General features: G+C 42.1%; 18 protein-coding genes and 2 pseudogenes. 5 read left to right on the top strand and 15 right to left on the bottom strand.

Going from position 1 to position 18,612, the window contains the following annotated elements; all coding sequences use genetic code 11:
* Positions 1-9 precede the first annotated feature (9 nt).
* The 4 genes from BUA93_RS13705 (at position 10) to BUA93_RS13690 (ending at position 4,273) form a co-directional block, all read left to right on the top strand.
* Positions 10-1,731, top strand: coding sequence for a hypothetical protein (locus tag BUA93_RS13705; protein WP_072980339.1), 1,722 nt, complete (start codon positions 10-12; stop codon positions 1,729-1,731).
* Entirely contained in the window at positions 1,728-2,984 is a 1,257-nt protein-coding gene (locus tag BUA93_RS13700; RefSeq protein ID WP_072980337.1) for an alkaline phosphatase family protein, read from the top strand. The genes BUA93_RS13705 and BUA93_RS13700 overlap by 4 nt, the downstream gene beginning before the upstream one ends.
* A gap of 82 nt (positions 2,985-3,066) precedes the next feature.
* Positions 3,067-3,909, top strand: a complete 843-nt coding sequence (locus BUA93_RS13695) for a site-specific integrase (protein WP_072980335.1) — start codon at positions 3,067-3,069, stop codon at positions 3,907-3,909.
* A 13-nt stretch (positions 3,910-3,922) separates the two neighbouring features.
* Entirely contained in the window at positions 3,923-4,273 is a 351-nt protein-coding gene (locus tag BUA93_RS13690) for a hypothetical protein (RefSeq protein ID WP_072980333.1), read from the top strand.
* A 68-nt stretch (positions 4,274-4,341) separates the two neighbouring features.
* Here the strand turns inward: BUA93_RS13690 and BUA93_RS13685 are convergent, their stop codons facing one another.
* From BUA93_RS13685 to glf, 11 genes and pseudogenes are all read right to left on the bottom strand, one after another.
* Positions 4,342-5,091 (bottom strand): hypothetical protein, encoded by a 750-nt coding sequence (locus BUA93_RS13685; protein WP_072980331.1) that lies wholly within the window; start codon positions 5,089-5,091, stop codon positions 4,342-4,344.
* The gene (locus tag BUA93_RS13680) at positions 5,088-6,731 is read right to left on the bottom strand and encodes a hypothetical protein (protein ID WP_072980328.1); all 1,644 of its coding nucleotides are present in this window, start codon (positions 6,729-6,731) and stop codon (positions 5,088-5,090) included. The genes BUA93_RS13685 and BUA93_RS13680 overlap by 4 nt, the downstream gene beginning before the upstream one ends.
* Positions 6,732-6,791: 60 nt before the next feature.
* Positions 6,792-7,274 carry a type IV pilin protein gene (locus BUA93_RS13675; RefSeq protein ID WP_072980327.1) on the bottom strand — a complete coding sequence of 161 codons (483 nt, stop codon included), beginning with the start codon at positions 7,272-7,274 and terminating at the stop codon, positions 6,792-6,794.
* Positions 7,275-7,983: 709 nt separating this feature from the next.
* The gene (locus BUA93_RS13665) at positions 7,984-8,217 is read right to left on the bottom strand and encodes a hypothetical protein (protein ID WP_072980324.1); all 234 of its coding nucleotides are present in this window, start codon (positions 8,215-8,217) and stop codon (positions 7,984-7,986) included.
* Positions 8,214-8,570: a DUF3990 domain-containing protein gene (locus BUA93_RS13660; RefSeq protein ID WP_072980418.1), complete on the bottom strand. Its 357-nt coding sequence runs from the start codon at positions 8,568-8,570 to the stop codon at positions 8,214-8,216. Before BUA93_RS13660 ends, BUA93_RS13665 begins: the two co-directional genes overlap by 4 nt.
* A gap of 29 nt (positions 8,571-8,599) precedes the next feature.
* Positions 8,600-8,812, bottom strand: coding sequence for a DUF3791 domain-containing protein (locus tag BUA93_RS13655; RefSeq protein ID WP_072980322.1), 213 nt, complete (start codon positions 8,810-8,812; stop codon positions 8,600-8,602).
* Between the two features lie 124 nt (positions 8,813-8,936).
* The gene (locus BUA93_RS13650) at positions 8,937-9,944 is read right to left on the bottom strand and encodes a virulence RhuM family protein (RefSeq protein ID WP_072980320.1); all 1,008 of its coding nucleotides are present in this window, start codon (positions 9,942-9,944) and stop codon (positions 8,937-8,939) included.
* Positions 9,945-10,485: 541 nt separating this feature from the next.
* On the bottom strand, positions 10,486-11,277 hold the full coding sequence (locus BUA93_RS13640) for a hypothetical protein (RefSeq protein WP_072980316.1): 792 nt from the start codon (positions 11,275-11,277) through the stop codon (positions 10,486-10,488).
* Positions 11,278-11,363: 86 nt separating this feature from the next.
* Positions 11,364-11,501 (bottom strand): annotated as a pseudogene (locus tag BUA93_RS16620) (integrase core domain-containing protein); the annotation flags it as partial.
* A gap of 118 nt (positions 11,502-11,619) precedes the next feature.
* Positions 11,620-11,733 (bottom strand): annotated as a pseudogene (locus BUA93_RS16815) (IS3 family transposase); the annotation flags it as partial.
* 183 nt (positions 11,734-11,916) lie between these two features.
* Positions 11,917-13,062, bottom strand: a complete 1,146-nt coding sequence (gene glf, locus BUA93_RS13625; RefSeq protein WP_072980310.1) for a UDP-galactopyranose mutase — start codon at positions 13,060-13,062, stop codon at positions 11,917-11,919.
* 50 nt (positions 13,063-13,112) lie between these two features.
* On the opposite strand from glf, the gene BUA93_RS13620 reads away from it, so the two are divergent.
* A complete protein-coding gene (locus tag BUA93_RS13620; protein ID WP_072980309.1) occupies positions 13,113-14,498 on the top strand; it encodes a CotH kinase family protein in 1,386 nt (461 codons plus the stop codon).
* Here the strand turns inward: BUA93_RS13620 and BUA93_RS13615 are convergent.
* From BUA93_RS13615 to BUA93_RS13600, 4 genes are read right to left on the bottom strand one after another with little or no spacing between them, the layout of a single operon-like run.
* On the bottom strand, positions 14,495-15,919 hold the full coding sequence (locus tag BUA93_RS13615) for a lipopolysaccharide biosynthesis protein (protein ID WP_217651012.1): 1,425 nt from the start codon (positions 15,917-15,919) through the stop codon (positions 14,495-14,497). The genes BUA93_RS13620 and BUA93_RS13615 overlap by 4 nt on opposite strands.
* A gap of 45 nt (positions 15,920-15,964) precedes the next feature.
* A complete protein-coding gene (locus BUA93_RS13610) occupies positions 15,965-16,435 on the bottom strand; it encodes a GNAT family N-acetyltransferase (protein WP_072980305.1) in 471 nt (156 codons plus the stop codon).
* A complete protein-coding gene (locus BUA93_RS13605; protein ID WP_072980303.1) occupies positions 16,432-17,391 on the bottom strand; it encodes an aspartate aminotransferase family protein in 960 nt (319 codons plus the stop codon). Before BUA93_RS13605 ends, BUA93_RS13610 begins: the two co-directional genes overlap by 4 nt.
* A 2-nt stretch (positions 17,392-17,393) precedes the next feature.
* Complete coding sequence (locus tag BUA93_RS13600; protein ID WP_072980301.1) at positions 17,394-18,602, bottom strand: ATP-grasp domain-containing protein; 1,209 nt, start codon at positions 18,600-18,602, stop codon at positions 17,394-17,396.
* Positions 18,603-18,612 lie beyond the last annotated feature (10 nt).

Raw genomic sequence — 18,612 nt, 5'->3', positions numbered from 1 at the left:
ATTTTCTGCATGCCCATCAAACGCGCCATAGCTTATTCCGTAGCCATCAACCTGTTCTTCTTGGCATTATGCCTTGTTTTTGGCGACCTCAAGTTCGGGGCGATTGACGACTACTTCATGGCCGCAAGACTCACCGGAGCCCTGGGTACGGACTACAACCCGCACTTGATATTCGTGAACGCCATCTACGGCTATGCCCTTTTGCCCCTATACCATCTTTTTCCGAAAATCGGGTGGTACTACATCGGCGAGATGTTCGCCGTTTTTCTCTCGTTTACAGTCATTGGATATGTGTTGTTGCTGCGATGCGGGGAACGCTGGGGAGCAATCCTCGCAACGCTGTTCACTGCTCTCTTTGCCAGCGATTTCTACCTGGTTGTGCAGTTTACGCAATGCGCCTCGATACTGAGCGCGGCGGGGATGTTGCTGTTTGCGTACGGGGTCATACAATGCTCTAGAATGGATTGCTTCGTCGCCAAAGCTCCTCGCAATGACGTTAGGAAATATATTCCCTTCGTTTTCAGCATAATTCTGATGTTATGGGGCTCGGTGATGCGGTGGCAGGCGTTCTTGATGGGAATGCCGTTCTTCTGCCTCGGGATGCTGTTTATTTTCAAGCATTGTTGGAAATCCAAATGGCGCGTAATTGTGGGATTAGCAATCCTGTTCGTGGGCGCATTCACCATGCACCATTTTGATCAACAAATTTACCAATCGCCCGAATATGCTGACTTCGTCAAATTTCAAGGTCCCCGTGTGGCTCTAGGTGATAAGGAGAACTTTAATCAGAATGCAGTTTATGAAGATGCAGAAGAAATTGGGCTTTCAGGAAAAGATTTCCAAATGCTCAAAGAATGGATACATTACGACACCGAAGTTTTTTCTGTTGATAGCCTAAAACGTTACACAGATATCATTTCTGCATATCGTGACCCAAATCCACCACAACTCATTCCCCGAAATTTACTAAACGCGTTAAGTCATTCCATTCATTCGCCTCTTTTTTGGACATGGTTTATTTTGTGTTTGATAGCATATATAACCAATCCTAATAAATTTTTATATTTGTGGACTTCTCTCGCCATCGTTCTCGCTCTAATGGCTCATCTACTTTCTATTGGACGGCTGGTTTATCGCGTAGAGAGTGGGTTTTGGCTTTATGCGGCGATACTAGCCATCCCACTTTTCGGAAGATTATCCTTGAATATTCCTCGTAAATTGACCTATTCGATCCTTGCCATTATTGCTGTTGTCAACATATACGCTTACGCAACCTCCGGCGAAATGGTTCGCGACCCCAGCAGCGGCAGAATGAGAACGCTAGCAATTGAAGACTCTACCGATTACGGACAAGTTTTTGATTACATCGACAATCAACCCGACAAACTGTTTTTGCTTAGCATGAACGCCTTTATGCGGTTTAGTCATCATCGCAACCCGCCCTACTTAGCAGAGCCCATCGGGCAATACTGCAGAACAGTCTCGTTCGGATACTGGACACCCTATTTACCTGAGGTTACAGAGGCCTTAGCAGACTTTGGCATAAAAAATCCAATGAAAGACGTGATTCACGATAACGTAATCGTATTGAACGAGCCTCACTTGGTCGATTTTCTGCAACGGCATTACTACGACAGCGTTGCCGTGGACACCTTGAAAGAAATAGGTGAAATGACTTTCTATAAATACAGACTCGTCAATATCGCCAATGCACAGGAGAACAAACAATGAAACGTCTCCTGTATCCGCTAATTGCAAGCGCCCTTATAACAATTGTGCCTTTCTTACTCACTTTCGAGAAGGGGCAAGACATTATCCGCGGATTGTTCGGGTATGAATATTTTGCACTGCTGTTGCTTATTATATTCATTAAAAGCAAGCTAACAAACTCGTCATTGCGAGGCTTTCTGCAAATGCCGAAGCAAACTCTCGTAAAATTCCTCGCAACAGCAATTCTATTAGCTTTAGCCATCATCACGCTTTTTATTGTGGCCAAGCTTGACCTACAGAATCTACTCGCTATAAAAAACTGGGAAGCTAATTGGTATGGAATTATACCATTTATCACATGCGCTCTCGCCATTGCAATGGTCTGGCAACTCAAGCCATTCAAATTCAATACAATTTGTTTCATTCTGTTTATTGCGCTAGCACTTCATTTGGAGGTCAATAACCGCTATGCAGCACAGCCCTTAGCTCAATTTCCGACAATAGACTATTTGGAACGTACAACTCCCAAACCCGCGCAACGCAGTGAAATCACGAAAGAATTTCATCAAAAATATACTGTCAGCGATTCCGTTACTATCACACGAGATTTCGTAGATACAACCCGCAACAACGTAATAATTCTTGTTGAAAGTTGGGGCGTTCCGTTGAACATTCAACGATTCGAAAAGCAATTAGAAATCTTCAAAGGCTTCACAAGCATAGTAGGTATACATAACCGCATGTACAGTCGCACACGAACTGCAGAACGCGAAGATTTAATCAAAGCTATCACTCGCGACTCAATCACTAAGCAAAAAGACACGCTATTCTTACCCAAAGTTTTTAATGAGCTTGATTATCAAACAACCTTCTTGTTCGGCGGAGACAGCTTAGAGCACTACCGATTTAAATACATCAAAAACATTGGCTTTGGCGAATCCATCTACGGCAATGGTTTAAACGACCAGGCAATGGTCTCTAAGATTGATAGCATTCTTACCGATTCAACACAAAATCACTTTATTGCATGGACTACTACTGACACAAAATTTCCAATGGAAGAATTCGCAGACATTTATAACAGTAATGCGGACTCCGTCAATTCTACATACACAACCAAGCTAAAAAACACGTTTGCGCAAATTGCTGGACTCGTGCACAAATTCCCTAAAACACGGTTCATAATCCAAGGCGACCACAATCCAATACTTTCTCCGACAGAATTTCAGAACAAATTCTACAAGCGCTGGGTTCCTTACATTATATTAAATTAAAATAATTTTCAGCATCTCCAGAATATTTTTAATTTGAGCGCCCCTTAAATGGGGATTTGTAAGACACTCATCTGGAGAAAACATGCTATTCTTTGACACTGCCCTCAAATACCTTAACCTTGAAAACTACAAGGAAAACTTGGCCCCCACTACAATGCGGACCTATTATTGGAACCTAAAGAAAGTCACGGACTTTGACCCAGAGGCCCACTGCGAAGACATCGATGAATCTTTTATTCGCAATTATAAAGCATTCTTGCAACAAAAGGGTGATAAGCCAAATACTGTGGCCAAGGCCTTGTCTGTTTTTAGAATTTTTACAAGGAAAATGGTTGCAGACAAGCTGTTCGAAACAGACCCTTTTGAAAATATAAAGGTCGGCCGAGTTTATTCAAGGCGAAATTTTCTTACAATCAACGAGCTTAAACGCTTGTACCTAAACTACCTAGACAACAAGCAATTCCTTACAGAAACAGAACAAAATGTAATGGGTGTATTTCTGTTTAGCTGCTTTACCGGTCTGCGATACAGCGACCTTCTTTCTCTCGATGCATCCGAAATTTTTGATTGGAAAATACGGAAACAAACTCACAAAACCGGAGAGCCGGTATACATTCCTATTCCAATCCAAGCGCGGTTGCTCTTGCCCGAAAAACTGACAAAAGGCCCCGTCTTTAAAGTAGTTGAGAATTCACATTTCAACAGGACGCTCCGCAAGGTGGCCCCAAAACTCGGCTATCACAAATACATTCATTGCCACCTGGCAAGGCACACCTTTGCAACCACCTGCATCACGCTCGGAATATCACTACCTTCAACAAGTAAATTATTGGGGCACCGTAATGTTGAGACCACTCTTATTTATGCAAAATTCGTTGACACATTCCTTGACAAAGAAATGAGAAAGTTCAACAGGCTAAAATAAAGCAGGTACCTACGTGAAGTTGCAGCAGGCTTTCGTGTCTGAAACTGGTTCTCAGTATGGCAATTTCACAATTATCGGCTACAGTGCTCCGGGTAAGAATAGCGCCACAACAAACTTTACCTATACCAACCCGGGTACCTATACCAACAACACGGCAGCATTGTCTGGCTCCGCAGCCGCTGCATGGACCGCCACACCCAATGTTAAGTTGAATGATTGCGCATCCGGTTCTGGCTCTCATTGGGATGTTAAAGTTATGAAGGCCAGCTCTGGCTCCGCTGCAGACGCTGTTGAATTCTCGGCATCTGTGACCGGTTCCGGTTGCGAAGAACTGACTCCGTCCTTCTCCAAGATTGGGTCGTAATCACACATAGCGCCTTACAAAAAAAAGGTTCCCTGCACAAGGGAACCTTTTTTTGTATATACCTTATCTTAAGGATTTAATACAACCGTCGGGACCCAGTGTTCGTAAAACGTACGCTTGTACTCCGAGGAGCAAAGAATCGGACGATGCGTTCCTTGCACTACAAATCGAACGTCGGAATGTTCTTTTGCCAAGTTGCGAATCCCTTTAAGGGTCGACATTAGAGAATCTTCAGAACTGTATCTTGAACCCTGAGTCGTCCACGCTATGGTAGAAAACGCACCATCACTCATAACAGAATCCAACTTAGCCAACATAAGGCTGTCGCTACATTTCTGGAAAAACAACCGCCTAGAATAACCGATTTCCTGCATATATTCAGATCTGCCAAATTCCAGAGAATCTCCTCCAAACAGGAACAGGGCGTCAGAGGAGTCTCTGCGGTATTCCACCCGTTCTGCATGTTTTGTTCTGTTTGCCATCCTGTGGTGAATGGCGAAATCATGAGGAATATCATTGAATATCGAGAATTCTTTCTCTAGCTTTGATTTATCATGAGGAACTCCCCATGAATCTACGAGAATCAAAACCTGTTTTTTCTGGCTTCTATTTATCTGGGCGATCACAGGACGCTTATCCAAAAGCCGATAGTCATTCTCCCCATACGTAGATAAAGAATCTTCGTCTATACCCGACTGCATGTGCCACGGCACATTCTGATTCGACAAAAAATCAGAACCCCAAATAAACGCCCCCGAAACGGCTGTAACCACAAAGCTGGAGAACAGGGCTATATTTATCTTTTGGGACATTTTCATTTAATGACCTCTCGATACTTTAAGACCATTAGGCTGCCAAACGCCTTGACTGTATCCACTTTCAAATTTTTATGATAATGCTCTTGGTAAAACAGAACGTATTCAGGGATATTTTCCGTCTCTATCAGATAGACATTGTCTTTTACAATGTCTCGCAGGGGATTTGCGACCCCTCTTTTTGCGAGTTCCCTTTTCATTGCCGGATGGTTGATGTTCCAGTAACCAAGGGTAAAAATATTCTGCCAGCTACCAGGCTGTGCAGCCTTGTAAGCGGGATCTTTAAACATTCCCAATTCCTTATATCGAGCAAAAGATAGCAGGTATGCATTCTCGGGATGTGCGTCCGCATACGCCAGGAAATCTTTCCAGTCTTGCGGAACAGATGGTGTCTTCACCAAGGAACCCTCGCATTCCACCTTGGGCAGGCAAAACAGATTTAGGCATAGAACGGCAACTGCAAATAAGGAAATTGCACAGGTCGTCTTAGTAGATTTCGGCGGGTCGCCCTTTAGTAAAGTGACTCCCATGGCAAACGCATACACCCACATTCCCATTTCTACGTGGTTTGCCAAACGGTTAAGCGACAACAAATAAAAGTACGCCCCAACACAAAGGGTTAGCGAATACCAAGGATACATACGTTTTCGCTTGTCCGAGAACAACAACAGAAGTATGCAGACAAAGAACCAATTCCAAGCCAGATTCTTCGCAAATGCATTGGAAATAGCAAGGAAGGTCGCCGCGGGCATGCGACGCCAGTTTATGGGATATGCGCTGTGGTTAGCCACCTTTACAATAGTATCCAAGCTGTCTAAACTAAAGACATCTGTATCATAGAAACTCCAACCTCTTAAAAGTTGAAAATCATGAGCCGACATACCACGCTCTTCGAGTTCGTCATAGACGCCGTCAACATCATAGTGAGCCCCATCCCCAAAAAAGGACCTTTTCCATTGGTATTCCCTGTAATATTTATAATCGTTATCCGCGTAGCTCTGCTCATCGAAATATTTCAAAGAGAGTATTGCCGCAACGCACAATAGCAGCGTTACCACATTTTTTCTCTGAAAGAACGAAAATGGTTCTCGTTCAAATAGAAATGGAGATAAAATAAAAGGAATGCCCAATAAAAACATTTGCCAACGGGTCATTGCGCCCAAAACAACTAGTGCAATCCCTGCATATAAAAATATGCTTCGATTTTCCCTGCAACCGAAGAAGAACAAAAGACCACCGCTTGCGACAAGCAAGGCGGCGCATTGGGTAAAACTTATGCCTGCATAGAAATCAATCGATGATGAAGAGATTAAAAAAGCGAAGGGGATTCCCCAGCGCGGTCCCAATCGACGGATTATAAAAAAGGAAAATATCGAAAATGCTGCAAAAACAGATAGCAATTCGAATATATAAAACCACCCTACTGCCGGGAAGATTATGTAGAACGGTTTTAAAAGATATCCTAAAGCAACATTTATAAAAACTAGATGCGGGTCATACTCAGAACCGTAGACTCCTGTCAGTGTCGCCGCCATAAAGTAATCGTCCAACGATCCGTAACGTACAACACCAAACAAAATGAACAAGATGAGCAACACCCCGTTTATTCCAAGCGCACAAGCTGTCGGACGCCGAAAGAGCATGTTTTAAATATAAAAAAGCTCCCCGAATCGGGGAGCTATAATTATCTTGTTAAGACGTTATTAATGGCCGATCTTGTTAAAAGACGGGGTCAGTTCTTCGCAACCATTGCCGTTCACGCTTGCGTCAAATACTGCCGCATCAGCAGCGTTGCCACCGGCAGCCTTTGCAATAGTGACAGTCCATGTACCACCAGTAGTACAATCGTTCAACTGAACTCGGCTAGTTGCTTTCCAAGCATCTTCAGCAGTTTGCGGAAGTGCATGGGTGCCTGCCCCAGCTTCATCAGTGTATGTAAAATTAGTCGTCTGGCTATTTGTACCCGGGGCGCTGTAACCAATCAGCTTAAAAGAACCGTAATCGGTGCCCGTTTCAGACACGAAAGCCTGCTGCAACTTCACGTAGGTTCCAGCGGCGGGGCCGACTTCGGAAGCCTTGGACTTAGCGATCATGCCGAACAGTTTCGGTACTGCGACGGCGGCCAGGATGCCCATGATCACGATCACGACCATCAATTCGATAAGGGTAAAACCTTGCTTTTTCATAGTGTACTCCTTGTTGTTTTGTTACACACTTGTTTGAGTTTTAGTCCCGTAAGTGGTGTTCAACTCGTTTATGTCTCTAATATACAATCATTTTTTCCCAAAAGCAATAGGTTTGTCAAATTTTTTGCATTTTTGTCAAACTTTTTTCTCGGTTTCGTTACGTTTTCGTCACAAAAAATTACTTTGTTCTGAACAGACGGCGCCGAGATTTGCCGTTTTTGGTTGAAATTCGCCACATTTCGAGACAGATTTCGATGGTGTATATATACAAAAATTTCAGGCGAATGGGGAACTTTTTTCAAAAAAAGTATTCCAACTTGGAATAATTACGCAAATTTTGCAACAATTAGCACACATTTTCGTAACAGAACCGTAAGATTTGATACCAAGGATCGGGGTGGCGGCACCCAAAAACAGCAAAAAGGGACCCACCCGCACTGTGTATGCACCCCATGTTGCGGATCCTCTGGTGGTAGCCTGATAAGTAGACGCACCATAAGTGAAGTTCGTGGACTGAGAACTAGATCCACTAAATCCGTTCGGAGCATTGTAACCAATGTCCTTCCAAGCGCCCATGGCATTATTTTCCACGAAGTAGACTTCAGCCAACTTCACGTAAGATGCGGCACAATTTTCAATATAGATTGTTTCTTCCTTAGCTGCGAGAAATTAAAATAGTCTAGTCTATTAAGTAATTTTGAACAACGATTCAAATTTCGGTCTGAATAATTTTCCCGTTTTTCAATTCAGAATCCAACAAGTCGTAATTGTAGGCGGAGCTCTCTGTACAGAGTCCTGTTGCTGGATTTTGCAGTTGTTCAAATGTCTTTGAATTGTAGATGAGTCCAAGAGCAACCTGCAAAGAAAGATTGCGCTCTTCCATCAGCCATTTGGCCATATCACTGACGATCCCTTCTACAAGGAATTCCTGCTTCGCGGTCATACGCTCGGCCTCTTTTGCAAAAAGGCGATTGCTTTCTCAGATCTGAAAGCGTATTGGTTGTTCAATTTTCGAGACTTCAGCCCTTGAACTAATTCACCAATTGTAATGACATTTATTGCGAACGTTCTGAACAAAGTCGCGATGTCGTCGTTAGCCACGGGACCAATAATCAAATCAAAATTATCTGCAGGATGTTCCTGACCTCTACTTCTGTTTGCCATCACAAATTCTGCCCATTCACGGTTCGGCTGTTCAAACTTTTTGACATTCAATGTCGACAAATTCGAATCGTCGAACTCAAACGCGTTCACAATGGGGCCGCCGCCAAATCGGTCGGCAACTTTACGTGCCATTTCCTCGCAATTTGAACCATGGTACAAAATCATCGTATTTGGCCTCCATTCCTCTGGCAAATAGCGGTCAAATCATCTACGGCATCGTCAAAAGAAAGCAAGTGCTCGGCCCCATAATGCTCTTGCAAAAAATCAAGACCTTTAAACAGGCTTAGATAGTTAAAAACCTGCTTTACGGAAAGTGCCTTGGCTTTCGCGAATTCACTGATTGCAGCAACGGTCCATGAGATTTGCTTATCCATATAAGGAAATATAACAAAAAGAGCCTAACGGTCAAAGAAAAAGACAAAAAAGTTTGAAAACTGCGCAATACCCGTGGCATTCACTGCTGCGCAGGGGCAGACTCTCACGGCACGAAGCCGTGGCTTATTTCGCAGACTTATCGTTGGACAGTTTCTTTGTCTCTTCCAAGAATAGATCGAAATCGCTTTTCAGGTTGGCCAATTCCTTTTGACGGAACAGGCTGTATTCTCGCTCCGCCTTCTCCATGGCCTCATCGTGGCTTATCTTCCCCTCACCTTCCAGGATTTTCCGCTGGCTCATGACAATCTGACTGTCCAGAGCCGCAACCCAGTCCTGCATTTTCATCGGCTTTTCGTCAAGGGCCTGCAATTCGGCGAAATCAAGAAACTGCGACACCATCAGGTTCAAACGCTGGAGTTCCTTTTCCGATAGGTAGTTCTTGGCGATTTTCACATCGTCTTCCGTGATGTAGTTCCCCTTGAAATTTGTCATGCCGACGAACGGTTTCTCGCTATCAACACGCTCGTAGATAAGCTCTGCCGCCGTATGCTCGTGGACGGCATAATGCAGCTTGTTCTGAACGGTAGCAAAGAAATCCTTCGTAATTTTTTTGCGGGGATCGTAGTCAATAGATGTCGCATAGATATCCGTGACCTGCTGGTAGAAATTGCGTTCAGACGAGCGAATATCGCGGATTCGCTGCAAAAGCTCCTTGAAATAACGGTTTCGGCCGTTTTTCAGCCTTTCATCGTCAAGGGAAAAACCCTTCTGAATGAATTCATGCAGCCTTGCCGTGGCCCACCGCCTGAATCTTGTGGCTACAGGGGACTGGACACGGTAACCGATGGCGATGATGACATCGAGATTGTAATGAGCAATCTTTCGATGAACCTGCCGTTTTCCTTCTTGTTGAACTAACAAGAATTCCTTGTGAGTTGCCTCCTTGGGCAGTTCCTCGTCCTTGTATATGTTGTCGATGTGCAGGCTTATATTTTGCTGAGTGGTCTCATACAGTTCGGCAAGCTGAACCTGAGTCACCCATACATCTTCATCGGCAAAACGCACCGAAACGTCAGTTTTGCCGTCTTTATCGTGATATAGCAGAAATGTATTTTCCAGCTCGCTTTTCATACTGCACAAATATACACTATTTTGTCAAAAAGTCAATACCCAAATTCATTTTTTTTGAAAAAAGGGCGTTCCCTGCCGCGCAGGGGCGGGCTCTCGCGGCACGAAGCCGTGGCGTCACCCCCACGGTTTCCCCGCCTAGAGGGCCGAGCGCGGGACACCGGCGGCCCTCCCAGCCCTTCGGGCTTCGATCTCCCCTAAAGGGGACCATAGCCACTAAGGCAACGAGTTGCCAAGTGGCTGGAGGCCTAACGCAAAATGATTGTTTAACCATTTTAGCGGCGACAGGAATGAGATATTCTCCTTTAACACTTCGTCAAGGACACATTTACTTACAAGCACCTGTAAGCAAACGTTAACACCTTCTTATTTTCTAAAATCATCTTTCTATAAGATTTAAACAAATAGCGCAAGCCTATATCAAAAAACTTTTGGGCTTTATCATACGAGGTTTCAAACTCCTTGCTTGCATCTTTTACATCGAATTTGAAAGGGAATTCAAATCCACCATGAGCAACTGAACATCGATGATCATATATTTTCTTTATGTCTTTTTCACACTTTTGCATATCAATATCCAAAATGCTGAAATTTTCTCGGTCAAACTTTTTCTTGACCCATTGCTTTCATATAACGCCTCTAAAGCCATAACAGAAAGCAAGCCACTCATAAAGGAATCGTCATCCCACGCGCCATATGAAAACATTCTACTATAAATAGAAAGACTCTTTCCTAAAGCAGACATACCACAAGAGTTAAGAACATCATCTATAGACAGAAACCAGTTTAATGTTTTTTTAAGTGACAAACCAATCTCAGGCCTACAAAATTCACCATCTTTCTCATATAAACTGGGAAAAGTGTTTAATATTCTAGAATTTTTTTTCCAACTTCCATCTTCATAAAAAATAATTGACTCGTCAATGTCAAATAGTCCCTCACTATAAATACCTAATGCATAAGCAAAAGCATAGACGAAAGTTGATAAATACGAAAACATTGAGAAAAAGAAACATTCTTCTGCCGAAAGTCTATCATATGGCTTTATTAGATGAGATGCATTGAAAAAAGACATTTGGACCACAAACATCCGATTAAAACCATGACGCCCTGGAGACAAGAGTTGCGTTATATGACTAAAATTTTCTACATCCGGCCGCGATTTATACTCTATTGTCACCCCTTCAACAAAATATGAACCTTCTAAATTCTGAATTTCATCCAGATTTTTTTCATGAAGATCGTAATTAAAGCAATCTACAGGAAATGGTTTCAATACAGGAATAGCAACATAAAATACATTTTTCTTAATCTTACAATCACCAAGTTGTATCATATGATTGTCCTCCCATATTTTAATTTGTCAGCTACCCATTTTTAGGACTAGTTTAAAGTATACAAAATCACCCAGTTCTCATCAACCGATCTTCGGTACGATCCGTTAAATCGTTCGATGTAGCTGTTCTGAGTCGGACACCCGGGCTGCGTGTACAAAATTTTGATTCCGTTTACATCGCACCAATCTTGAAATTCATGCGAAATGAATTCTGGTCCGGTGTCACGAGCGGATTCTTGACACGGGCCGACAAGCGTTTGTGCAACGGCTTTCGTTTGTTGAAATGAATCGCCAATTCGCCTCAGTCATATTGGCTCATGCAAGCATGGCCAATACGACATTCGGCTCTAGAGTTTTTTCTATGACCTCGCGGAGAGCCTCATTGTCTAAAGCGAGATTGGCGTACATCTTCTTGAGCTTGGCGTTCTCTTCTTCGAGTTCCTTGAGCTTTTTTTGCTGGCTGGCATCAGTTCGTTTACGCTCTTGACGATTTCCGATTCGGAATGAGTCAGTTTCTTCATGGCTGTTCCTTTGCTACCAAAGGTAGCATTTTGTCTAGTTATGAACAGTCCTAATTATGGGGAAGCTTACAAAAATGGGTAGCTGACAGATAGACCGAGAAATGCAATAATATCATCTTTAGATATCTTTCAACTCCAACACTTGTTCAATTACAGGAGCCATGTCATAATACTTGTACTGAGCCAAGCGACCACCAAAAATGACATCCTTCTCAGCGGTCGCCAACTTACGGTATTCATCAGCCAAAGCGTTATTGCGTTCGTCATTTACAGGATAGTACGGTTCCATGCCGTCCTTGTATTCAGTAGAATACTCTTCGGATACAACCGTTTTCGGACAATCATAGACAGCCTGGCCGAACATTTCAAAATGTTTGTGTTCAATAATACGGGTATAAGGTTGGTCATGAGATGTGTAATTCACAACCGCATTTCCCTGGTAATTCGGAGTATTTTCAACTCGGGTTTTAAAGCTGACTGTACGCCAATCCAGCTTGCCTAACTTGTAACCGAAATACTCGTCCACGGCGCCCGTATAAACAAGCTTGTCTGCGACATTGCGCCAGTTATCCTTGTATTCCGCAAAGAAGTCGACTCCGGTATAGCATTCGACACCCTTCAGCAAGCCTTCAATCAACTTGTTATAGCCACCAATAGGAATGCCCTGGTACCTGTCGTTGAAATAGTTGTTGTCAAAAGCCATACGAACAGGCAAACGTTTAATGATAAACGCCGGCAAATCCTTGCAATTTCTGCCCCACTGTTTTTCCGTGTATTCCTTGATCAGCTTTTCAAAGATATCCTTGCCGACCAGGGTCAAAGCCTGTTCTTCAAGGTTTGCCGGTTCGCGTCCATTCAGCGCAGCGACCGCTTCTGCTTTCTGCTCATCAATCTTCGCTTGAGCCTCTGCCGGAGTTTTCACGCCCCACATCTGGTAGAACGTATTCATATTGAACGGCAGGTTATAAAGTTTTCCCTTGTAATTTGCGACAGGGCTATTCGTATACCGGTTGAATTCCACGATGGAATTCACAAAGTCCCATACCTGTTTATTGTTGGTATGGAAAATATGGGCACCATACTTATGAACGTTAATGCCTTCTACATTTTCGCAATAGACATTCCCACCCAATTGTGGGCGTTTGTCAATGACCAAACACACCTTGCCGGCCTTGGCGGCGCGGTAGGCAAAAGTCGCCCCGAACAAGCCGGAACCAACAATTAGGTAGTTGTATTTCTTGGCAATTTTATCATAATGTTCCATATATTTCAATATAAAAAAATTTATTTTTAGTCGCATACTTTTTTTCAATTATGAAAATAAAAATACCGTTTATCTTTACAATAGTAATAGCAACCATTTTTTTCGCTTGCAGTAACAGCGAATATGTGGGTAACAATTTCGTATGGGATTACAAAGACGAAACAGGACTCAATACTGATATCTATAACAATTCAGCAGATTCTGATAATTCCATCTTCTCTTCTTCAATAGGCATAGACAATCTTCCTTTTGACGATACGGAATATCCATACACAGGGATTCCGCGAATAGTCATTGAAACAGAAAATCACCTAGCAATCAGAGACCGAGAAACGGAAATTCCAGCCAAGTTGCAAATATGGGGGAAAAATTCACCTGAAAGCGACGTGATGTTTTTGTCAATCCGAGGAAGAGGAAATACATCTTGGGAAGAAATGCCCAAGAAAAGTTATAAAATTGAATTTATCAACAAGCAAGCTATGTTAGGGATGCCTAAAGATAGGGACTGGGCACTTATTGCCAACTACGCAGACAAAACACTAATGAAAAATTACCTAATGTATCATTTATCAGCAGAACTAGGTGCATATTACGCCCCACGTTGTGAATTCGTTGAACTTTACCTCAATAAGGAATATTTAGGAGTTTATCTTCTAACAGAAACCATTAAAATTGCCAAGCAGCGAATTAACATTCCCGAAAACGATAATTCTTATATTGTTGAAATTGACGCAAGGCTTCGCGATGGAGACCAAGTCGTTTTTTCTCACATAATACGAGGCGTTTCTTTAAAATTCAAATGGCATTTTAACTTTCAAATACATCAACCGCAAAACGCATCTCAGCAAGTTCTAGACATCATTGAAAATCATATCCAATCATTCGAAACTTATCTTACAAACATACAAGAAAATCAAGACAACCACGTTAATCAGTGGATTGACATTGACGAATATGTAAAACACTATTGGGTTCAAGAATTTTCGAAAAATCCTGATGCAGACTTTAAAACAAGTGTCTATTTTTCATGGATAAAAAATGATGTTATAAAAATGGGACCCGTTTGGGATTTCGATATCGTATTCGGAGGACATGTCTGGAAAAATGTAATCGACACAAAACAATGGCTTATAAAAGATGTCTATTGGAATCATTTCTTATTTCAAGATTCTGTTATGAAACAAGCTCTTTTAAACTACTGGCATACCAATGAATCCATTTTTTCGAACACATTGAACATTGTCGATTCAATACAAAATATATTACAATATGCTGCAATTAATAATTTTAAAAGATGGAACATCCTGCAAAGTACAGAATCTGTATTTCACTCATTTTCATATCTGACTTATGAAGATGCAACAAATGATTTAAAGGAATGGATTAAAAAGCGAATTTCATGGATTGATTCTGAGTTGACCGAAAACAATTTTTAATCACCGATCTTCTTTTTTCTGTCTTTTAACGTTTGTACAATATAAACTAAACAATCCAATTTAAATAATCTTGCACAAAGTAAATAGAACACCATTCCCACAATCGTTAATACAACCAATTGCAAAATTGCAGGAAAAGCAATTGTTTTCGACAAGCCATAAACTCCCCCCCCCATTATCAAAGAAAGCACAAAAGACGGTAGCACATCTCGCATTTGTTCCAAATACCCATAATTCAGAAGTTTTTTGTTAGGATGAGCATTTATAAAAGCCCCCAACGGAGATGTTACCGCAGCAGCTGCCGCGATTCCAATTGGAGAACGCATAAAACATAAAGCAAGCAATAACGCAACTAAACACAATCCTTTTTTTATAATTTCTAATTTTAGGAAAATATCGCTACGTCCAACAGCATTAATCGCAGACAAATTTGTCGTATGTATCGGCCAAAAAGCATAACTAAAACAACAAATTTGAATAAAGGGCACCGCAGGCAACCATCTTTCTCCTAGGACAACCAACGTAAGAGGCTCTGCAACAGCAGCAAGCCCCGCCATCATTGGTAATATTACAAAAGAACTTGTTGCTATAGCCCGTCTAGCCACATTCTTTAAGCGGACCTTGTCGTCTTGAATAGACGAAAAGGACGGCAGCATCACAGACTGTACAGAAGCATTAATATTATTAACAATCAAATTGGGGAACTGATCGCCACGATTGTAATAGCCTAAATCCGCGGGCGAAAAGAACTTTCCAATAATCAAGTTCTGCAAGTTCCTAAACACTGTATCTAATAAGGCAGAACATAAGAGTTTCCAACCAAAAGCAAAAAGCTTTTTCCAGCGGTCAAAAGAAAATGCCAAAGACGGTCTCCATTTGACAGTAAACCACATAATGACACAGACGAGCAAAGAATTAGATAATTGTTGAGCAACAAGAGCCCATACACCAAGCCCCATGTAGGCACATGCAACACCAATTGCCCCTGCTGGAATAATAGCCCCGACACTTCGGTAAAAAAGTTTCTTAAACATCATGTTTCGGGCAACATAAGCCTCTTGAACGGAATTGACCGCTCCAAGCAATAGCATTAAACCCAATACCCGAATTACAGGAACAAGAGCTGTTTGATTGTTGTAAAATGATGCGATTAACGGAGCACAGAGAAATAATATTCCATATATAATTCCGGCAAGCCCTAAACTCGCATAAAAAACAGTAGAAAAATCAATATTGTCCGCATTTTTCTTTTGGATCAGAGCTGTATTCAATCCACTTTGAACAAAGACATTCGCGATTGAAACAAAAACAATCACTAACGCAATCAAGCCGAAATCCGAAGGCGCCAGCAATCTTGCAAGAATAATCGCAACAATAAATTGCACTCCTTGAGTTCCAATGCGCTCAAGAAATTTCCACATAAGAGAAGTTATGACAGATGATTTTAAAGACAACCTTATTCCTATTTATTGGGCAACTTGTTTTTTCAACATCAAAATCCAATCTCCATCAATAGAATCCTCCACAAATCCTATTTTCTTGTACAAATGTATTGCTGAATCATTTTTACGATTCACACGCAGATGAACAAGTTTCAATTTAAGTTTTTGAAAAGCATATTGTAGAATTTGCAACGACGCCTGTTTTGCGACACCCTTTCCCCAGTAATCTTTATTTCCAATAAAAATATGGTATTCAGCAGATTCGTTAGTTATATCTGTCAAATAAATGTTGCCCACATAAACACCATCAGCAAGAATAGCGCACCTGTATTCATTTTCATTCTTAATAACTCTATTAATCCAAGCCAGCTCTGTTTCTAATAAGATTTCATTTTTATATGTATTGCCCGTATATTTGAATACTTCCGGGTCATTTCTCCATTTTACAGAAGTATAAGCGTCTTGCTCTTGAAGTGGCCTGATTTTCACAATCATCTTAAAATTTCCTGCACAATTATGTTCATTTCCTCTTCGCCATATCTCTGATCTACAGGAATGCAAACCACATGCTCGGCAAGTTCATATTCCAAATCAGTCGGTTGACACCACTCAAAGACATTTGGCCAATAAGTCGCGACAAAAATTTTGCGTTCAATAAGATTTTTCTTAAGATCGTCTCTGTCTGACCAATAAGGATAAACTAGCGGGCAAGCAAAAGAATCCATAGGCGGAACTTTCAGCCTATTTGAATCGCCCAACTTTTTATGAATATACTCAAAATTTTTTCGACGAGCTTCCCGCACGTGTTCATAATCAATCGAATCGTAAATTCTGGACGAAAGATTGCTCATCAGAGAAATCGTTTCTGACGAAAGCGAATCATCGTTCTTCAGGAAATCACCATAAGCACCACTCGCTCCCAAATCAATTCTCTTCAGCAAATGCGAGCAGCGTTCAAAAGACAAACCTCTAGGCAGATTTTCCAAGTCGCAGGCAACATCCGTGATAGCCAAGCCGCCATCAGGCATTCCGATAAACTTCCGCGGACTATAGAATTGATGTTTCGCAATCGGGGCACAATAGAGCGCCTGCGCATTGTCGACTATCAACTTATTTCCATACATTTCAACCAATTGCGGAACATAAGCATCCTTGACTCCGTAATAGTTCGTATAGACAATGCACTCATCTTCGCGAAGTTCTATAGGCAAATCAATTTCCAAAGAATCATTGATATGGTAAAATTTCCACCCGACACCCAAGCGACGCAAAGGCTCCAGCACCACTTCACATGTAAAATATGGAACCCATATTCTTTTGAGGTTCGAAATACCACGGAGAACGTACTCCAAAGCATAGCGAGCACTGTTCAATCGAACAGCTTCCGGATGCAAAGAGGAACCGGATTTCGCAGGGAATTCCCATTCAAAATAACCGCCAATCGGAAACACCTTTACTCCAGTTCAATCTTAAGCCATTCATGCGAGCGAGACATCACTTCATTCAGTTCTTCACGGGAATCGAAACGCAAGAACATATCTCCCAGCGACATATTCGCCCCCGTAAAAGGGTGTACCATATCGCCATCCTTTACAGTCATGTCTACAACCTTGACATGCTTGGACTTTATCTCGTCATCAATAACCATCTTCTTAAATATACCGCTTTGCCCACGAGCAGCATGGATAACGAATTCACACCAGCAGCCATCGCAATTAGTCTGTTTGATTTCCAGCAACGGCATTCCCAACGCAGCACGAACTTCGCATTCAATCAAATCTATTCCATAGGCAAAACGTTGCAATTCAGCAATCTTGCAACCACCACCGCGCGGAGACACTTCCATAATATAGGGTTTACCATCAACTCCTACGCAGGATTCGATGTTATAAATGCCAGTTTTCATTTTCAGCAAATGCATCAAACGCTGAATTTCCGAAGTCAGATAATCCTGATGAGCCTGTTTCATTGACGACGGCCAAATAATCTGCGCCGGAGTATAGGGATTGTCCGCTTCCTTGTCAAAAAGCTGATCGGAATAAGAAGTGAAGCAGAGTTTGCCATCAACCGTAAATGGATCCGCACTAGAATGGTAGCCATCGAAGGTCAAGAAATCTTCAATAATGAAATGGCCGCCTATGGAGCTTTTCAAGGCGGTTTCAATAGCAGCCTCCAAACCATCCGGCGAATTTACCTTGGTCACGCCCTTGCTGCCAGCGGAATCAACGGGTTTTACAATAACAGGCCAATTGAAGAAATCTACATCCTTCAACGGAGCCTTTTTGTCCGAATAACTTTTCGCATGGGGCACATTGAATCCGTTATCGGTAAGGAACTGTCTGAAAAGCCCCTTGTCCTGCAAAATACTCGCTGATTCATAGGAACATTGAAACGGGAGTCCCATCTTTTCAGCAACATATGCCGCCGTAGTAACGCCCGGATCACAAGCAAAAGACACAATGCCATCAATCTGTAATTCCTTGGCAACTTTCAAAACAGAGTCTTTCTCAATGATGCTAACATTCACATATTGATCCGAATGTTTATGAGCAATATTATCTGGCAGGTAATCCGCAGTAATAGCGTATGCGCCAAGCTTATGCGCAATTTCGATAACGGGGATGGCATAACGAGATCCACCAAGAATCATGAGCTTTTTCATAACAATGTTC

Source organism: Fibrobacter sp. UWH4 (genome assembly GCF_900142475.1).
GTDB lineage: Bacteria > Fibrobacterota > Fibrobacteria > Fibrobacterales > Fibrobacteraceae > Fibrobacter.
This window is presented reverse-complemented; position numbering and strand designations above follow the sequence as displayed.